The sequence below is a fragment of the Ruegeria sp. HKCCA5763 genome (genome assembly GCF_013034545.1).
Classification (GTDB): Bacteria; Pseudomonadota; Alphaproteobacteria; order Rhodobacterales; family Rhodobacteraceae; genus Ruegeria.
The window spans coordinates 1-13,769 of sequence record NZ_WQGF01000001.1 but is presented as its reverse complement, the minus strand read 5'-3'; the positions used below and the strand labels follow the sequence as shown (position 1 = coordinate 13,769).

General features: G+C 56.8%; 14 protein-coding genes and 1 tRNA gene. 7 read left to right on the top strand and 8 right to left on the bottom strand.

The genetic code is table 11. The features are described from left to right. Positions 1 to 3: 3 nt before the first annotated feature. Both GOV89_RS00080 and GOV89_RS00075 read left to right on the top strand, forming a co-directional pair. Positions 4 to 975, top strand: a complete 972-nt coding sequence (locus GOV89_RS00080; protein WP_171237153.1) for a UDP-glucuronic acid decarboxylase family protein — start codon at positions 4 to 6, stop codon at positions 973 to 975. 203 nt (positions 976 to 1,178) lie between these two features. After that, positions 1,179 to 1,460 carry a hypothetical protein gene (locus tag GOV89_RS00075; protein WP_171237152.1) on the top strand — a complete coding sequence of 94 codons (282 nt, stop codon included), beginning with the start codon at positions 1,179 to 1,181 and terminating at the stop codon, positions 1,458 to 1,460. A 15-nt stretch (positions 1,461 to 1,475) separates the two neighbouring features. On the opposite strand, the gene GOV89_RS00070 is transcribed toward GOV89_RS00075, so the two are convergent. From GOV89_RS00070 to GOV89_RS00055, 3 genes are all read right to left on the bottom strand, one after another. Then, positions 1,476 to 2,315, bottom strand: a complete 840-nt coding sequence (locus GOV89_RS00070) for a DMT family transporter (RefSeq protein ID WP_171237151.1) — start codon at positions 2,313 to 2,315, stop codon at positions 1,476 to 1,478. Between the two features lie 99 nt (positions 2,316 to 2,414). After that, positions 2,415 to 3,185, bottom strand: coding sequence for an alpha/beta hydrolase (locus GOV89_RS00065; RefSeq protein WP_171237150.1), 771 nt, complete (start codon positions 3,183 to 3,185; stop codon positions 2,415 to 2,417). An 867-nt stretch (positions 3,186 to 4,052) separates the two neighbouring features. Next, complete coding sequence (locus GOV89_RS00055; protein WP_171237149.1) at positions 4,053 to 4,727, bottom strand: TIGR04283 family arsenosugar biosynthesis glycosyltransferase; 675 nt, start codon at positions 4,725 to 4,727, stop codon at positions 4,053 to 4,055. A 73-nt stretch (positions 4,728 to 4,800) separates the two neighbouring features. Here GOV89_RS00055 and GOV89_RS00050 point away from each other — a divergent pair, with 73 nt between their 5' ends. Further along, positions 4,801 to 5,538, top strand: a complete 738-nt coding sequence (locus GOV89_RS00050) for a folate-binding protein YgfZ (protein ID WP_171177457.1) — start codon at positions 4,801 to 4,803, stop codon at positions 5,536 to 5,538. Between the two features lie 112 nt (positions 5,539 to 5,650). Further along, positions 5,651 to 6,592 carry an ABC transporter transmembrane domain-containing protein gene (locus GOV89_RS00045; protein WP_171177459.1) on the top strand — a complete coding sequence of 314 codons (942 nt, stop codon included), beginning with the start codon at positions 5,651 to 5,653 and terminating at the stop codon, positions 6,590 to 6,592. A gap of 54 nt (positions 6,593 to 6,646) precedes the next feature. Here the strand turns inward: GOV89_RS00045 and efp are convergent, their stop codons facing one another. Beyond that, the gene (gene efp / locus GOV89_RS00040; protein WP_171177461.1) at positions 6,647 to 7,210 is read right to left on the bottom strand and encodes an elongation factor P; all 564 of its coding nucleotides are present in this window, start codon (positions 7,208 to 7,210) and stop codon (positions 6,647 to 6,649) included. Between the two features lie 218 nt (positions 7,211 to 7,428). Here efp and GOV89_RS00035 point away from each other — a divergent pair, with 218 nt between their 5' ends. Further along, positions 7,429 to 7,749 (top strand): DUF6280 family protein, encoded by a 321-nt coding sequence (locus GOV89_RS00035; protein ID WP_037310273.1) that lies wholly within the window; start codon positions 7,429 to 7,431, stop codon positions 7,747 to 7,749. 81 nt (positions 7,750 to 7,830) lie between these two features. Here the strand turns inward: GOV89_RS00035 and GOV89_RS00030 are convergent, their stop codons facing one another. After that, positions 7,831 to 8,400, bottom strand: coding sequence for a cobalamin biosynthesis protein CobQ (locus GOV89_RS00030; protein WP_171237148.1), 570 nt, complete (start codon positions 8,398 to 8,400; stop codon positions 7,831 to 7,833). 62 nt (positions 8,401 to 8,462) lie between these two features. Between GOV89_RS00030 and GOV89_RS00025 the strand changes: the two genes are divergently transcribed. Beyond that, entirely contained in the window at positions 8,463 to 9,920 is a 1,458-nt protein-coding gene (locus tag GOV89_RS00025; protein WP_171237147.1) for a cobyric acid synthase, read from the top strand. A gap of 3 nt (positions 9,921 to 9,923) precedes the next feature. Here the strand turns inward: GOV89_RS00025 and GOV89_RS00020 are convergent, their stop codons facing one another. From GOV89_RS00020 to GOV89_RS00010, 3 genes are all read right to left on the bottom strand, one after another. Next, positions 9,924 to 10,697 carry a hypothetical protein gene (locus tag GOV89_RS00020; protein WP_171236522.1) on the bottom strand — a complete coding sequence of 258 codons (774 nt, stop codon included), beginning with the start codon at positions 10,695 to 10,697 and terminating at the stop codon, positions 9,924 to 9,926. A 73-nt stretch (positions 10,698 to 10,770) separates the two neighbouring features. Then, on the bottom strand, positions 10,771 to 12,189 hold the full coding sequence (locus tag GOV89_RS00015) for a TolC family outer membrane protein (RefSeq protein WP_171177469.1): 1,419 nt from the start codon (positions 12,187 to 12,189) through the stop codon (positions 10,771 to 10,773). 95 nt (positions 12,190 to 12,284) lie between these two features. After that, complete coding sequence (locus tag GOV89_RS00010) at positions 12,285 to 12,938, bottom strand: protein-L-isoaspartate O-methyltransferase (RefSeq protein WP_171177471.1); 654 nt, start codon at positions 12,936 to 12,938, stop codon at positions 12,285 to 12,287. Between the two features lie 226 nt (positions 12,939 to 13,164). On the opposite strand from GOV89_RS00010, the gene GOV89_RS00005 reads away from it, so the two are divergent. Beyond that, a tRNA-Cys gene (locus GOV89_RS00005) sits at positions 13,165 to 13,238 on the top strand. Positions 13,239 to 13,769 lie beyond the last annotated feature (531 nt).

Genomic DNA, 13,769 nt, shown 5'->3' with positions numbered 1-13,769 from the left:
GCAATGGCCCGCCTTTATGACAGTCGAAAACGTGTTCTCGTAACCGGTGGGGCCGGGTTTCTGGGCTCGCATCTGTGCGACCGGCTTCTGGATCAGGGGCATGAGGTTTTGTGCGTCGACAACCTGTTCACCGGCACCAAGCGCAACATTGACCATCTGCACAACAACCCGCGGTTCGAGTTCATGCGCCACGATGTGACCTTCCCGCTGTTTGTGGAAGTGGACGAGATCTATAACCTCGCCTGCCCGGCCTCGCCCGTGCATTACCAGCACGACCCGGTGCAGACGACCAAGACCAGCGTGCATGGCGCGATCAACATGCTGGGGCTGGCGAAACGTCTGAAATGCAAGATCTTTCAGGCCTCAACTTCTGAGGTTTATGGCGACCCGACCATCCATCCGCAGACCGAAGACTATTGGGGCAACGTCAACCCGGTTGGTCCACGCTCGTGCTATGACGAGGGCAAACGCTGCGCCGAGACGTTGTTCTTCGACTATCACCGTCAGATGGGGTTAGAGATCAAGGTGGCCCGCATCTTCAACACCTATGGCCCCAGAATGCACCCCGCCGATGGGCGCGTCGTGTCGAACTTCATCATGCAGGCCCTGACGGGTGAGCCGATCACGATCTTTGGCGACGGTACACAAACCCGGTCTTTCTGTTATGTGGATGATCTGATCGAAGGGTTCATCCGGTTGATGGAGACCGACAAAGACGTCACCGGCCCGGTCAATCTGGGCAATCCCAATGAATTCTCGATGAACGAGCTGGCCAGTGAGGTTCAGGCGCTTGTGGGCACCGACACACCGATCAGTTTCAAGGACCTTCCGCAGGATGACCCCAAGCAACGCCAGCCCGACATCACTCTGGCCCGGACCTTGCTGAACTGGGAACCCAAGGTGCAGTTGAAAGAAGGGTTGGAAGCGACAATCAGCTATTTCCGAGAGCTGCAGTCCGAAGCCGCGTCACAGTAACTCGAACTTACGCTTGCCGAATAAAACCGGGTTGCCAAGGTCCGCACATGGGCTTTGGCCCGACGGCAAAAAGTGCCGCTGGCAATTTGTCTTTTCCTAAGCCTTTGATCCCGTTAAACTTACCTTATCATAACGACACTGACTTGAGGTCCGGGCGTCCGGTATATCTAAGCCGACAAAGATTTGCAGGACGGGAGGATGATATGAAAACACTGACCTTTGGACTGGCTTTTGCAGTCTTGGCCTCGCAAGCTGTGGCGCAGCAGACGTTGAGTCTGGCTTCACCGATCCCCGACGGGGCCGAGACCCGGTTTTGCTATTACGAAGGCTTAGCCTATTCCGAAGACGCCTTTGTTCTTATGGTCGGCGACAACACCGTGACCTCTACGGTCAGCACAGTTCAGGAACGCTTGCTGCGTTGTCACCGTGAAAGCGACGGGACCCTGAAATGGAGACCGCAGAGCACGTTCTCGACCAACAACTAAGCGCTGCGCTCCTGATCAGACAGCAAGACCGATCAGTGCGACTCCCATGGCCATAAGTACGGCAGCGCCCAGCCGTCGTATCCAATTGCCTTCCTTGAGGAAGATGAACCCGATCAGCGCAGCAAAGATGACCGAGGTTTCCCGCAGCGCCGAGACCGCGCCGAGCGGCGCAAAGTTCTTGGCATACAGCACCAGCCCATAGGCGGTCATCGAAACCAGCCCGCCCAGAATACCTGTTATCCAGACCTTGGTCGGCAGGTATCTCAAGGTTGCGCGCTTCTTAATCCCGACAAAGCCTGCAATGAAAAGATGCAGGAAAGCCCCCCAGGCCCAATAGCTGAGCGTATTGCCTGACAGCCGAACGCCGATCCCATCCACAACCGAGTAGATCGAAATACAGAACCCGGTGCCCAGCGCAAAGCCCAACGCGCTGCGACCCACGCCCGAGCGCAGCGCCTTCCAACTGCTTAGCTGAATGCCAAATGCAATCAGGGCAATGCCAACCCATGCCTGCAATGGCAGCACCTCGCCCACCAGAACCATCGCCCACAGTGAAACCAGCGCCGGAACGATGCCCCGCGCAATTGGGTAGACCACACTCAGATCGCCATGCTGATAGGCTTTGCCAAGCATGAAGTAATACCCGAAATGCACAACGGTTGAGAGCAAGATGTAGATAAAGCTTTCAGCACTGGGCAATGGCAGGACCATCACCATCACGGCTGCCGGCAACACGTGGCCCAAAGCAACAAGGCCCAACATCGTCGTGCGATCCGCCGCTGTCTTGACGATGGCGTTCCAGACCGCATGCAGCAGTGCCGCAGACAGAATGATAAGGATGACAAACAGGGTCATGCCCGGACCTTTCCCGCAGATACTATGCGCAAAAAGGGTCTCTGGCCCTATTCACTTGGCGCGATCTCGGCCAAAACGCCGATTTTTGTCAACCCGGTTTCACATGGGCTGTTGACCAAGCCAGCTTTCGATTTGCTCAGCAGGCCCCTGCCAGCCCGGCTCCAAAAACAGAAAATGTGCGTGGTCCGGAATCAGCAAAAAGGTTCCGCGTTTCCCGTACCGCTCTGCCAATGCGCGGCAGGTGTCGGGGTTTACCGCCCGGTCTTCTGCACCGGAAACGACTAGAACCGGGCAGTCGACCTTTTCGAAATCGACCTTTATCGCGTGATCGTCATCAAACATCCAAAAGAACATTTCGAACATCACGCGCCCGCTTTCAGCCCCCAATTGATCGAACACGGCGTGTTGCTGGGCCACGTCCATTTTATTTAGGGCAAAGGGCGCCATCAGGTCGAACTCAACCCGCATGGGCTGTTTCCAGAAGGCCCCGCCTTCCATCAACGCCCGCGGCACGGCGCGTTCGTCGTCGGTTTCAGGCAACGTGCCCCAGGGCGCATTAGGGTTAATCAAAACAATAGCGCTGGCCAAACCGCGTGAGGCCACCTGCTGCGCAACAACACCCGCGATGGCGTGACCCAGCAGAACCGGCTTGCTGTCCAGACCCTGTACAAATTCCGTTATGTCATTGGTATAATCCAACACGCTGGTTTCAGTCAGCCCGGGGTCAGGGTCTGCTTTCGGATCACCGCCATGATGGCGCAAGGCGGGGGTGTGTACAGTCCATCCGCGATCCCGAAAGAAGGTCGCGTAATCTTGCATACACCAGGGTCCGGCAAATGCCCCATGAATCAGAACAATTTCTTTTGTCATCGAAATCTCCCGTGGCTCTTCGGTCAGTATGAGCATCCGGTAAGATGTTACAACTGCCCGTGATCCCTGTTGCAGGACGCAGGTCAGGTCCTAAGATCGAATTCATGAGTTTTGTGACCGACAACCAACTGCCTTTGCTGATTCTGTTTTTTGTAGTGGGATCGATCGGAACGGCATTTCTGTTCCGCAAACCGGCGGGGCATCGGGCTTGGAAGCTGGCCGACCTGGTTTGGGTCGTTCTGGGCGGCATTGGGGCGCTGGTCGCTGTTCTGGCCGGGCTGTACACCTCGGACAGCTCTCGGTTGGATCGTCAGATCGACGTGGCCTATGCGGCCACTCTGGCTTTTGATCGCGACGCGGCACGGTTTCGCCTGCGCTTTTGTGATCCTGCCTTTGATCCGGACACGGCCGTTTTGTGCGACAAGGTCGAGTTCCTGTCGGCTTCAACGGCCAGCAATTCAGAATTGCCGTTGTTCATTGCCGTCACCAATGAGGTCGCCCCATTACAAGGCCTGCATTTCCTGTTCGGACGTCAAGCCAAGGATGACATGGATGAAATGCGCAGCGCTGCCGCGCAGGCTGACGCCTTCGATATCGACCAGTTTCTGGTCTTCACCTCGCTGGACGACGAAACGCAGACCGCTATCGACAACATGCGCCGGAAAGTACCAGCCATTGCCGGGGACTACCTGATCCTGGCCCAAAGCTATGATGATCTGATCGATCAGGTCGGCAAATTGAAAGACGAATGGGAATATTTGCAGGCCAATGCTCATATACTGGTTCTGCAAATCGTGGCCCTTTGCCTTGTCAGCTTTGCGGCCCCGTTTCGGTTGGGGAAATCGCTGGTCGAGCTGCGTACGACACTTATCGCCGATACGCCTGCGCCAACACCTGCGGATCCGTCCCCAGAAAATAACGCAGCAGAGTCCACAGATTCCGACTACCCCGCCGAATCCAGCCCGCCTGCTCATACCGCTCCGCGCTCGTAAAGGCCCGCGCATCCAGAAGTGTGATCCGGGGTAAACTACGTACCAGCGCCACGTCCTCCATCAAAGGTTGGTCGGGATAGCCGCCTGCAGCGTGATAGATTTCGCGTGGCACCAAAAGCCCCTGATCCCCATACGGCAGCCTGAAAACCCGGCTGCGCAGATTGGCCCAGCCCGAGACCCATCCCGGCGCAATACCCCGCGCTCGGAAAGCCAACCGGAAAGCCGCAGGTCCTGTGCTGGATAGATGGGCGCTCACCGCCTCGCTCCAGCCGCTTTCCAATACGGTGTCAGCATGCAGGATCAGCAGCCAATCCCCACCAGCCTCTGCGCAACCCCGTCGCAACTGCCCGCCGCGCGAAGGCGTACCTGTCACAATCCGGGCTCCGGCCTCTTCCGCGATTTCCAGTGTTAGGTCGGCAGACCCGCCATCGCTTATGATTAGGTCCCGGATTAGCCCGGCGTGCAGCCCTTCCATCAATGCCCCAAGGCATTCGGGCAAGGCATCGGCAGCGTTCAGGGTCGGAATAACAACAGAGATCGGGGCTGGCACGTCTGATACCCTCTGGTCTTGGCGGCGGATCTTCCTATATCACGAGGCCAAGGGAAATGACGAGGACCAAGCCATGCCCACCCGCCGCATCCTGCGCCTGACCGGCTCGGACACCGAAAGCTTTTTGCAGGACCTGATCACCAATGACATTCAGGGTTTAAATGACGGGCTTGTTTATGCCGCGCTGTTGACGCCGCAAGGCAAGTATCTGGCAGACTTCTTCCTCAAGCGCGATGGCGATGGCGTTCTGCTGGATGTGGCCGAGCACCTTGCCGATGATCTGATCAAACGTCTGAGCATGTACAAGCTGCGTGCAGATGTGGCGATCGAAAGCACCGACCTGAACCTGCACCGCGGGTCAGGTTGCGCGCCAGAGAACGCGTTGCCCGACCCGCGGCACCCTGCCTTGGGCTGGCGTATGTATTCTGCGGCACCCGAACAGGATGATGGCACCGATTTCGATGCCCTGCGCGTTCAGCACTGCATTCCCGAAGCGGGTACTGAGCTGACCCAGGACAGCTATATCCTCGAATCTGGGTTCGAAGCGCTGAACGGCGTGGATTTCAAAAAGGGCTGCTATGTAGGTCAGGAAGTGACCGCGCGCATGAAGCACAAGACCGAATTGCGTAAGGGCCTGCGTCGCGTTGTTGTCGACGGCACCGCGCCCGTGGGGACCGAGATCACAGCCAACGGCAAATCGGCCGGCACCCTGTTCACTCAATCTGGGGGCCACGCCATCGCCTATTTGCGTTTCGACCGCGCAGGCGGCGAAATGCAGGCGGGCGAGGCGACGGTGCGACTTACCGACTAAGTACCGCTTGTTGCCTAATCAGCACGAACTCCTCGTCGACACACATCCCCAAGTTTGAACCTGTTCCCCAGCCCTGCCAAACTGAGGGAAACAGGTCAAACCGGATACACCCATGTTTCGACTATATTCCGCGATCTGGCGCGCCAGTGCCGGACGGCAGATCATCCTTATCGTACTGTCCATCGCCATTGCGGCGCTTGCCGCCGTTCCGCTGGAGTTTCAACGCGATATCGTCAACCATCTGACGGCGGATGATGTCGGCACTGAAAAGCTGATCCAATTGGGTATTGGTATGATGGCCGTTATCCTGCTGAGCCTGGGGCTGAAATGGGTTTTAGGGTACCGCGCGGGTACCTTAGGTGAAGACATGATCCGACTGATCCGGCAGCGCCTGCTATGGCGTTCAACCGATCTGAAGGAAACGGGCGCGGACCTGCGCAAAGGCACCATGACCACGGCCATTTCCGCCGAAGCCGAAGAACTGGGGAAATTTGCGGGCGGCGCATTCTCGGATCCGGTGGTTCAGATCGGTACGCTGATAAGCGTAATCGGCTATATTTCATCCACGCAACCGGGACTTGGGCTGATCGCCTTCTCGATGATCGTGCCGCAGATCATCATCGTTCTGGTTTCGCAACGCAAAGTGAACACTTTCGTGGCAGAGCGTGTCCATATCCTGCGCGGCGCCACAGACCGGCTGACGACCGAGGATATGGAAGCGGTTGAGCGGGACATCAACATTATGTTTGACGACATTTATGACACGCGGCGACGTATGTTCCTGTGGAAACTGTCGGCCAAATTCCTGCTAAGCGTGATCAACGGAGCGGGAACCGTCGGCATTCTGATGTTGGGCGGTTATCTGGTGTTACAGGGGAAAACGGATGTGGGCACCGTTGTGGCCGCCGCCAGTGGCCTTAGCCGTATACAGGGGCCGACTGCATTTCTGATCGCTTTCTATCGCCAGGTCAGCGCCAATCGCATCAAGTATGAACTGATGCTGGAACTGTTTGGACCCGACCCAACACGGTATCGTCATCGCCCTAACGCATAAAAAAAGACCGCGCGGCGAATGCCTGCGCGGTCTCTTGTAAAAAGTGACGAAACGTCACGCGCGTTCGGAATACTCCATCGTTTCGGTATTCACGACGATCATTTCGTCCTGTCCGATGAAAGGCGGCACCATGACCTTCACGCCGTTGTCCAGTACCGCAGGCTTAAACGAATTTGCCGCCGTCTGGCCCTTTACGACAGGCTCGGTCTCGACGATCTGGCAAGTCACTTTCTGCGGCAGCGTCGCGTTCAGCGCTTCGCTTTCGTAGAATTCAACGACGATGGTCATGCCATCTTGCAGGAACGGACGACGTTCGCCCAGTAAATCTGCTGGCAATTCAATCTGTTCGTAGGTCTCGGTATCCATGAACACCAGCATCCCGTCGGATTCGTACAGGAATTGCTGGTCCTTCTGTTCCAGGCGGACGCGTTCAACCTTGTCCGCTGACCGGAAGCGTTCGTTCAATTTCGAGCCATTGCGCAGGTTGCGCAGTTCCACTTGGGCAAATGCCCCGCCTTTGCCGGGTTTTACATGGTCTACCTTGACCGCTGCCCACAGGCCGTCGTTATGCTCAAGCACATTGCCGGGGCGAATTTCGTTCCCATTTATCTTGGGCATTACATAAATCCTTCACAAACGGTTGATGCATCAGTTGCGGTCCCTATATCTGGCGGGACCACACCTGACAAGACAACGACACCTAGTGCTGCACTTGCAGCAAGCCATGCAAGTGACGCAACGCAACTATGCATTTTAGCTGTATCCGAATCGCACCTAATAGGTCATAAGGACCCTCACGCCGAAAATGCAAGAGCAAGAACAACAAGGAAGACGAGATGAGAGATTTCGTTGACGGCACTGCCTTTAACAACGAGCAAGGCAATCGTGCGCGCAAACTTTTCGCGGCCGTTGTGTTGGCTGCACTTGACGATGCTATCGCCGACGACAAGAAATACGGCAATGGCCCCGAACAAATCGCCCGCTGGGCACGTTCGCGCGATGGGCGCGAGGTGCTGTCCTGCGCAGGTATTGACCCTAACGAACGGGTTGTCAGCGGACTGATGGAGTTCGTTGGCCGTGGCGTGCGGACCTCGGTCGCATTGTCACGCGAAGAAAGCGAGCGTCGCAATGCCGCTCAGCAGGCTGAAGCCGCCTGATCCCAGGCGATTTCGCACCAGAAAAAACGCGCTCTGCCCGTCAGAGCGCGTTTTTCTTTGCTTTGTTTCGCGGTTTTGCGCCTAAAAAAACAACAGCCACTGGCGCGCCACCCAAATTTCAGCCGCCAACATGATACCAAACATGGCCCTGCCCCAAACAGGCAGGCCACGCTGCCAAAGCACAACATAAGCGGCCAAACACACTGCCGCAGAAACTGGTGCCACCCACAAAGCGTGATGGCTGCTGTCCCAATAGCTGACTGGGCTGTGAAACACCCAATCGCTCAGCGGCCAGAACTGCTGTCGTCCGTCCCCGGCGTGCAGGAAGAAGTCTGTCGCTAGATGCAAAAGACCTGCCGCAGCCCCGACAGCGACAAAGTGCCAGCGACGCCAAACTGCCAATAACAGTGCACACCCCCAGATGATAAAGGAGTTGTCGATGGCAAAGACGGTCTGCCAGGCCTGCGAATAGTACAGTTGCCCAAAGACCACCTGTTCCGGAATACCCAGAACAAACAGCGACACCGCCGCCATGAGATACAGAGACAGATCCGGCAGCACCGCCCCGAGCAAGGCGGCCAACAGGATACGCCCCTGCGGCGGCCGGGCAAAAGCGGCGGCACCGATCAAAAGATGCGCTGGCGTGTTCATCCGGGGCTTTCCCTTCCGGTTCAAATCAGGTCATCTGCGCCCCGACATATAGGAGACAAACCATGGTTCGCGCCATCATGATTCAAGGCACTGGCAGCAATGTCGGAAAATCGGTTCTTGTGGCCGGGCTTGCGCGGGCCTTTACCCGGCGTGGCATGCGGGTTGCTCCGTTTAAACCACAAAACATGTCGAACAACGCAGCCGTCACCGAGAACGGGGGCGAGATCGGCCGCGCGCAAGCGCTTCAGGCCCGTGCAGCGCGGCGGGCGACCCATACCGACATGAACCCCATTCTGCTGAAACCTGAAACGGATACCGGCGCGCAGATCATCGTTCAAGGGCAGCGCGCGGGAACTATGAAGGCCGGAGATTACCGCAAGGACAAGTCCAAGCTGCTGGGGGCCGCGCTGGAAAGCTTCGACCGGCTTTGTGCAGATGCTGATCTGGTCCTGATCGAAGGCGCGGGAAGTCCAGCCGAAACCAATCTGCGCAAGGGTGATATCGCCAATATGGGCTTTGCCTGTACCGCAGGTATTCCGGTGGTTCTGGTCGGTGACATTCATCGCGGCGGCGTGATCGCGCAGATCGTCGGCACGCAGGCCGTGCTGGACGACGGCGATCTGGCCCAGATTCGGGGCTTTGCCGTTAACCGGTTCAAAGGGGATGTGTCCTTGTTCGACGAAGGGCGCGACGACATTGCCGTCCGCACAGGCTGGCCGTGTTTGGGCGTGGTTCCATGGTTTCACGACGCATGGAAATTGCCTGCCGAGGATATGATGGACATTCGGTCCCATACCGGAGGTAAGTGCAAGGTCGTCGTGCCTCAGCTCGAACGTATGGCCAATTTCGATGACCTCGACCCGCTGTCAGCTGAGCCTGGTGTGAGCGTTGAGATCATTCCCGCAGGACGCCCCCTGCCCGGCGACGCTGATCTGGTTCTGCTGCCCGGCAGCAAGTCCACCATAGGGGATCTGACTTACTTCAGGGCGCAGGGGTGGGATATCGATCTTTACGGCCATGTCCGGCGTGGCGGGCATGTTCTGGGACTGTGCGGTGGGTATCAGATGCTGGGCAAGACCATCTCTGATCCAGATGGCGTCGATGGCAGACCCGGAAAGGTCGACGGGTTGGGTTTACTGGACGTTCACACCGTTATGGGCGGACAGAAACAAGTCATTCTGCGTTCGGCTCATGCCCTGCCTGACCGGGAACCGGTCAGCGGGTATGAAATCCACATGGGTCACACCAACGGCTCTGATTGCGACCGGGCGTGGCTGGAGGTCGATGGAAAACCGGAAGGTGCCGCCAGCGCCAATGGACGGATCAAGGGCAGTTACCTGCACGGCATCTTTTCGTCCGACGCGTTCCGGGCACGTTATCTTTCAAAGTTGGGCGTGACCTCTGACGTCACTTATGAGGACGGCGTGGAACAGGCGCTGGACGATCTGGCAGATCATCTTGAACGCCACATGGACCTTGATCTGCTGCTAAGCCTTGCCCAGCCGCCTCAGCGCGGTTGAGGTTCAATCCAGTTCTTTTGCGGCCAAGGCGCGCGCAATCTCGCGTCGGACCATCTTGCGAACATTTCGCGTTATCCGCTCGCCCATCGTGCCCTGCAATTCCTGCCGGACAACTTCAGCGATCAAAGCGCGCAAATCTTCTTCATCCATATCGATCGTTCGATCTTTGTCGGCAGCCTCTGCAACCACCTCGGATTCTTCCCGCGGCGCGCGGATGAACTCTGCCTTTACGTGTGCGTCGCCCTCTTCCTCGATACCGCCAGTTAGGTTGACGTCATTCGAACCTATGGACTCGGCTGCAGCAAATTCTTCTTCCACATTCCAAGGCAAAGATTGCGACCGCGTTCCGGAATAGGCGTCTTCGCTGTCACCATCCGGTTCCCATTGATCTTCTGTCTGCGCGATCGCAGCTTCCAGGGCTTCGATCTTGGCGCTCAGGCTGGATGCAGCATCCGCCGATCGCGCAGGCTTTGGCGCGTCGGGCTCGTCCTGTGCAGCATTGGCCGGCTGCTTGCCCGCCTGCACAATATCACAGGACCGAAGCAACATAGGTTTGGCCGAGTCGGAAACCTCAGAATCCGAGTCGGCCTGAGCAGAAACCCCATTGGCCTGATTGGATGAGCTGACACGCAAAGCATCCGTCAAAACCAGCCGTCCTGGCTTTTTTGTTGCAGGCTGTTGATCCGAGACGGATTTATTGCGGGTGTCTTCGCTTACCAAACGTTTGACCGAAGACAGAACGTCTTCGATCCCTGCTTTTACGACATTATCAGTCATTGTTCTCTACCGCTCTATCCTTGGATCGAGTGTAGCTAAACAATCCCAAACTCACAACAAATAGTATAGTCGATCAGTCCCGACGCAACGCTTTGAGGACACGATCCAGATCCTTGCTTTGTTTGCTGACCCGTGCTGGTGCATTTTTCACCAAGTTATAGTACAAGGTCGGATCATAGATCTGAACCGCCAGACCCAGGCGCTCGGCCGTCAACAAACCTTGCGCTTGCAACAACTGATAGGCCGCGCGGGACCGCTCGGTGCGCGATGCCACTTCGGCCAGCTGCGCGTCCAGCAGGTCTTGCTGTGCGTTCAAAACATCCAAGGTCGTCCGAGCACCCAATGTCGCTTCTTCGCGAATGCCGTCGAAAGCCACTTGCGAGGCGCGAACTCGTTCCGTTGACGCTCTAAGGCTGGCACTGGCGGCCTGAAACGCCGCGTAGCGATCGGTGACACCTTGAGTGATGTTTTTCTGCACATTCAGCAAGTTTGCACGCGACGCATCCCGTGTCGCCATTGCCCGACGAATATTCGCCGCTAACCGGCCACCCGCATAGATGGGTTGATTGAAATTCAGCGAGATGGTCGCATCGTTGATGTAATCATTGTTGTCGTAGCTTTCTGTCACCCCTGCGTCTGCGTTCAGGCTGACATTCGGACCAAGATTGGCCCGTTGTTGCTCCACGATCAGGTCAAAAGCGCGAACCTGATGTTGCGCCGACAGGATCGCCGGATGGTTGCGTTGGGCCAGGCTGATGGCCTCAGCCTCGGATCGCGGCAGGTTGGGCAGGCTCGGCTGACCCGCTGTGCGCCCCGGCGCTTTACCAACCGCATTCACATATTCGGCCTGCGCGATGCTCAACTCACCACGGGCGACCGCCAGATCCGCCTGCGAGCTCGCCAATTGCGCTTCGGACAGGGCAACGTCTGTCCGGGTCACTTCGCCAACTTCAAATCGGTCATTCGACGCCCTGAGTTCTTCAGCTGAAACCTCGACGTTGTTCTGGCGGATTTGAACGGTTTCTTCCTGCAGCAGCACGCCCAAGTAAGCGTTTGCCGCGCGGATCAAAATCTGCTGCTCAATATCGATCAGGCTTTGTCGGGTCGACAACACCGTTTCCTGCGCAGACTGTTTGCCCAGAATCGACGCGCCGCCATCATACAAAAGCTGACCCAGGGTCAGACCCGTAAAGAACCGAGAAGGTTCGTTGGTCGTAACCACATTGTTAGTCCGTGAACGGGTATAGTCCTGGCTGACCTGCACGGTCCAGTTGATGATGGGCCGCAACGCCGACAATGCAATAGCTACATCTTCATCCGCAGCCCGCAACAGCGCCCTGTTCTGTTCCAGCAAACCACTTGTGTTATACGCGCCAATGAAGGCGTCTGTTATGTTGTCTGCCCACGCTACACGCCCTGGCATCACGCTGATGGCAAGTCCTGCGGTCACTGCAAGCGCCCTGACCAGCTTACCTGTCGCCGTACCACGCATACCGAAATCCTCTCAAAACGAAATTACACTGCCCTGCAGGCAGTTTGCGGCCTTGTTTTCAACTAATCAAGGCGGCAGTAGAATCTATCGGCGGACTATAGCGAAAATGCACACTCGGCCGAAAAACCCTCAAGAACAGGTGCGCTGGCGTTAAACGCATCGCGCCAGCTGACCTGACCGCCCGACTTCCGACCGATCCGCACAGTGCCGAGGTTGCCTTCGACGAACAAACAAGCGATTCGACCATGTTCCTTGAGCTGGTCCAGCAATTCTGCGGGGATCTGCTCAACCCCGCCTTGAACCATGATCACGTCATACGGTCCATGTTCAGCAACGCCCTGCTCAAGCGGCCCCACATGGATAATGGCATTGTCGACATCCGCCTCGGCCAGAAGGCTCTGCGCCTCAGCGGCAAGCGCCTCGTCGCTTTCCACTCCTACGACCAACTGCGCCATCCGCGCAGCCACGGCCGTGGAATATCCCATGGCAGGCGCGATATCGAGCACCATCTCATCGTTCGAAATGTTCAGCGCATCCAGTATCTTGGCCAGGGTGCGCGGCTCAATCATCGCGCGCCCGTTCCCCATATCGATCACTGCATCGGCATAGGCCGCTTCACGCTGAGAATTTGGCACAAAGTTTTCGCGAGGGACGTGCAGCATCGCGTCAATGATCGGGAATTTGGTGACGTCAGAGGGTCGAACCTGTGTATCAACCATTGTGCGGCGCCGGGCTGCGAAATCTTTCATTGGATATCTCGTCTCATTCCCAAGGATGCCCGGCTTGTGCCACATCCTGACCCGGCCAGCAACGGCCCTGTTGCCGCAACCCAACTTCATCGTTGTCGAATTCAGTCATGAGGTACCGCGAATTTCAATCTTGTCGCCAAATTTGCACGCAATCCACTGGACGACCCTGAGGAAAGCTGCTAAAACCCCACGCACACCACGGCAAGTATTTGATTTTACTTGAAAAGGCGAGTTGGCGGAGTGGTGACGCAGCGGATTGCAAATCCGTGTACACCGGTTCGATTCCGGTACTCGCCTCCAAATCAGTCAACCACTTTCGTGACGCCTTGCCGCGTTCTTGCGCCCACAATTAGCGGTGCGATTATGTTTTTGTGCCTTTAGGCCGCGATTTTGCTCGATTGGGTTTAGGCAATACCGTGTCGTTTTCATTCGGAACTGCCTGCATGTAACACTCGATAACTTGCGCTATGCAGCATGCCGACCAACCCCGATAACATCGCGAGTTGGCGTAGTGACAGAGCTGCGTTCAGCAATCGGGTCGCGGCTGTCACGTGTGCAACTAATAGTTAATAGTGCCCTCAATCAGCCATTGATCCATCGAGGTGTCCCAACCTCGTGCCGTTACTTTGCAATTTGGGTCGAAGCCACCATGCAAGGTCCTCCGACCTTGGTTTCAAAATGCGATGCAAATCAAATGGGTACTTCAGGCAATCAGTTTTGCCAATATGGCCAATGACTAAGGCAGGTGATTCCAAATACACGCCCCATCCCAAGCTTAGGCTCAGGACCCATTGATTTCCGTTTGGTTGCGTGATTCACGGGCCGAAAAAC

Coding starts and splice junctions, on each gene's coding strand:
- GOV89_RS00080 (WP_171237153.1), top strand. CDS start 4: ATGGCCCGCCTTTATGACAGTCGAAAACGTGTTCTCGTAACCGGTGGG.
- GOV89_RS00075 (WP_171237152.1), top strand. CDS start 1,179: ATGAAAACACTGACCTTTGGACTGGCTTTTGCAGTCTTGGCCTCGCAA.
- GOV89_RS00070 (WP_171237151.1), bottom strand. CDS start 2,315: ATGACCCTGTTTGTCATCCTTATCATTCTGTCTGCGGCACTGCTGCAT.
- GOV89_RS00065 (WP_171237150.1), bottom strand. CDS start 3,185: ATGACAAAAGAAATTGTTCTGATTCATGGGGCATTTGCCGGACCCTGG.
- GOV89_RS00050 (WP_171177457.1), top strand. CDS start 4,801: ATGCCCACCCGCCGCATCCTGCGCCTGACCGGCTCGGACACCGAAAGC.
- GOV89_RS00045 (WP_171177459.1), top strand. CDS start 5,651: ATGTTTCGACTATATTCCGCGATCTGGCGCGCCAGTGCCGGACGGCAG.
- efp (WP_171177461.1), bottom strand. CDS start 7,210: ATGCCCAAGATAAATGGGAACGAAATTCGCCCCGGCAATGTGCTTGAG.
- GOV89_RS00035 (WP_037310273.1), top strand. CDS start 7,429: ATGAGAGATTTCGTTGACGGCACTGCCTTTAACAACGAGCAAGGCAAT.
- GOV89_RS00030 (WP_171237148.1), bottom strand. CDS start 8,400: ATGAACACGCCAGCGCATCTTTTGATCGGTGCCGCCGCTTTTGCCCGG.
- GOV89_RS00025 (WP_171237147.1), top strand. CDS start 8,463: ATGGTTCGCGCCATCATGATTCAAGGCACTGGCAGCAATGTCGGAAAA.
- GOV89_RS00020 (WP_171236522.1), bottom strand. CDS start 10,697: ATGACTGATAATGTCGTAAAAGCAGGGATCGAAGACGTTCTGTCTTCG.
- GOV89_RS00015 (WP_171177469.1), bottom strand. CDS start 12,189: ATGCGTGGTACGGCGACAGGTAAGCTGGTCAGGGCGCTTGCAGTGACC.
- GOV89_RS00010 (WP_171177471.1), bottom strand. CDS start 12,938: ATGAAAGATTTCGCAGCCCGGCGCCGCACAATGGTTGATACACAGGTT.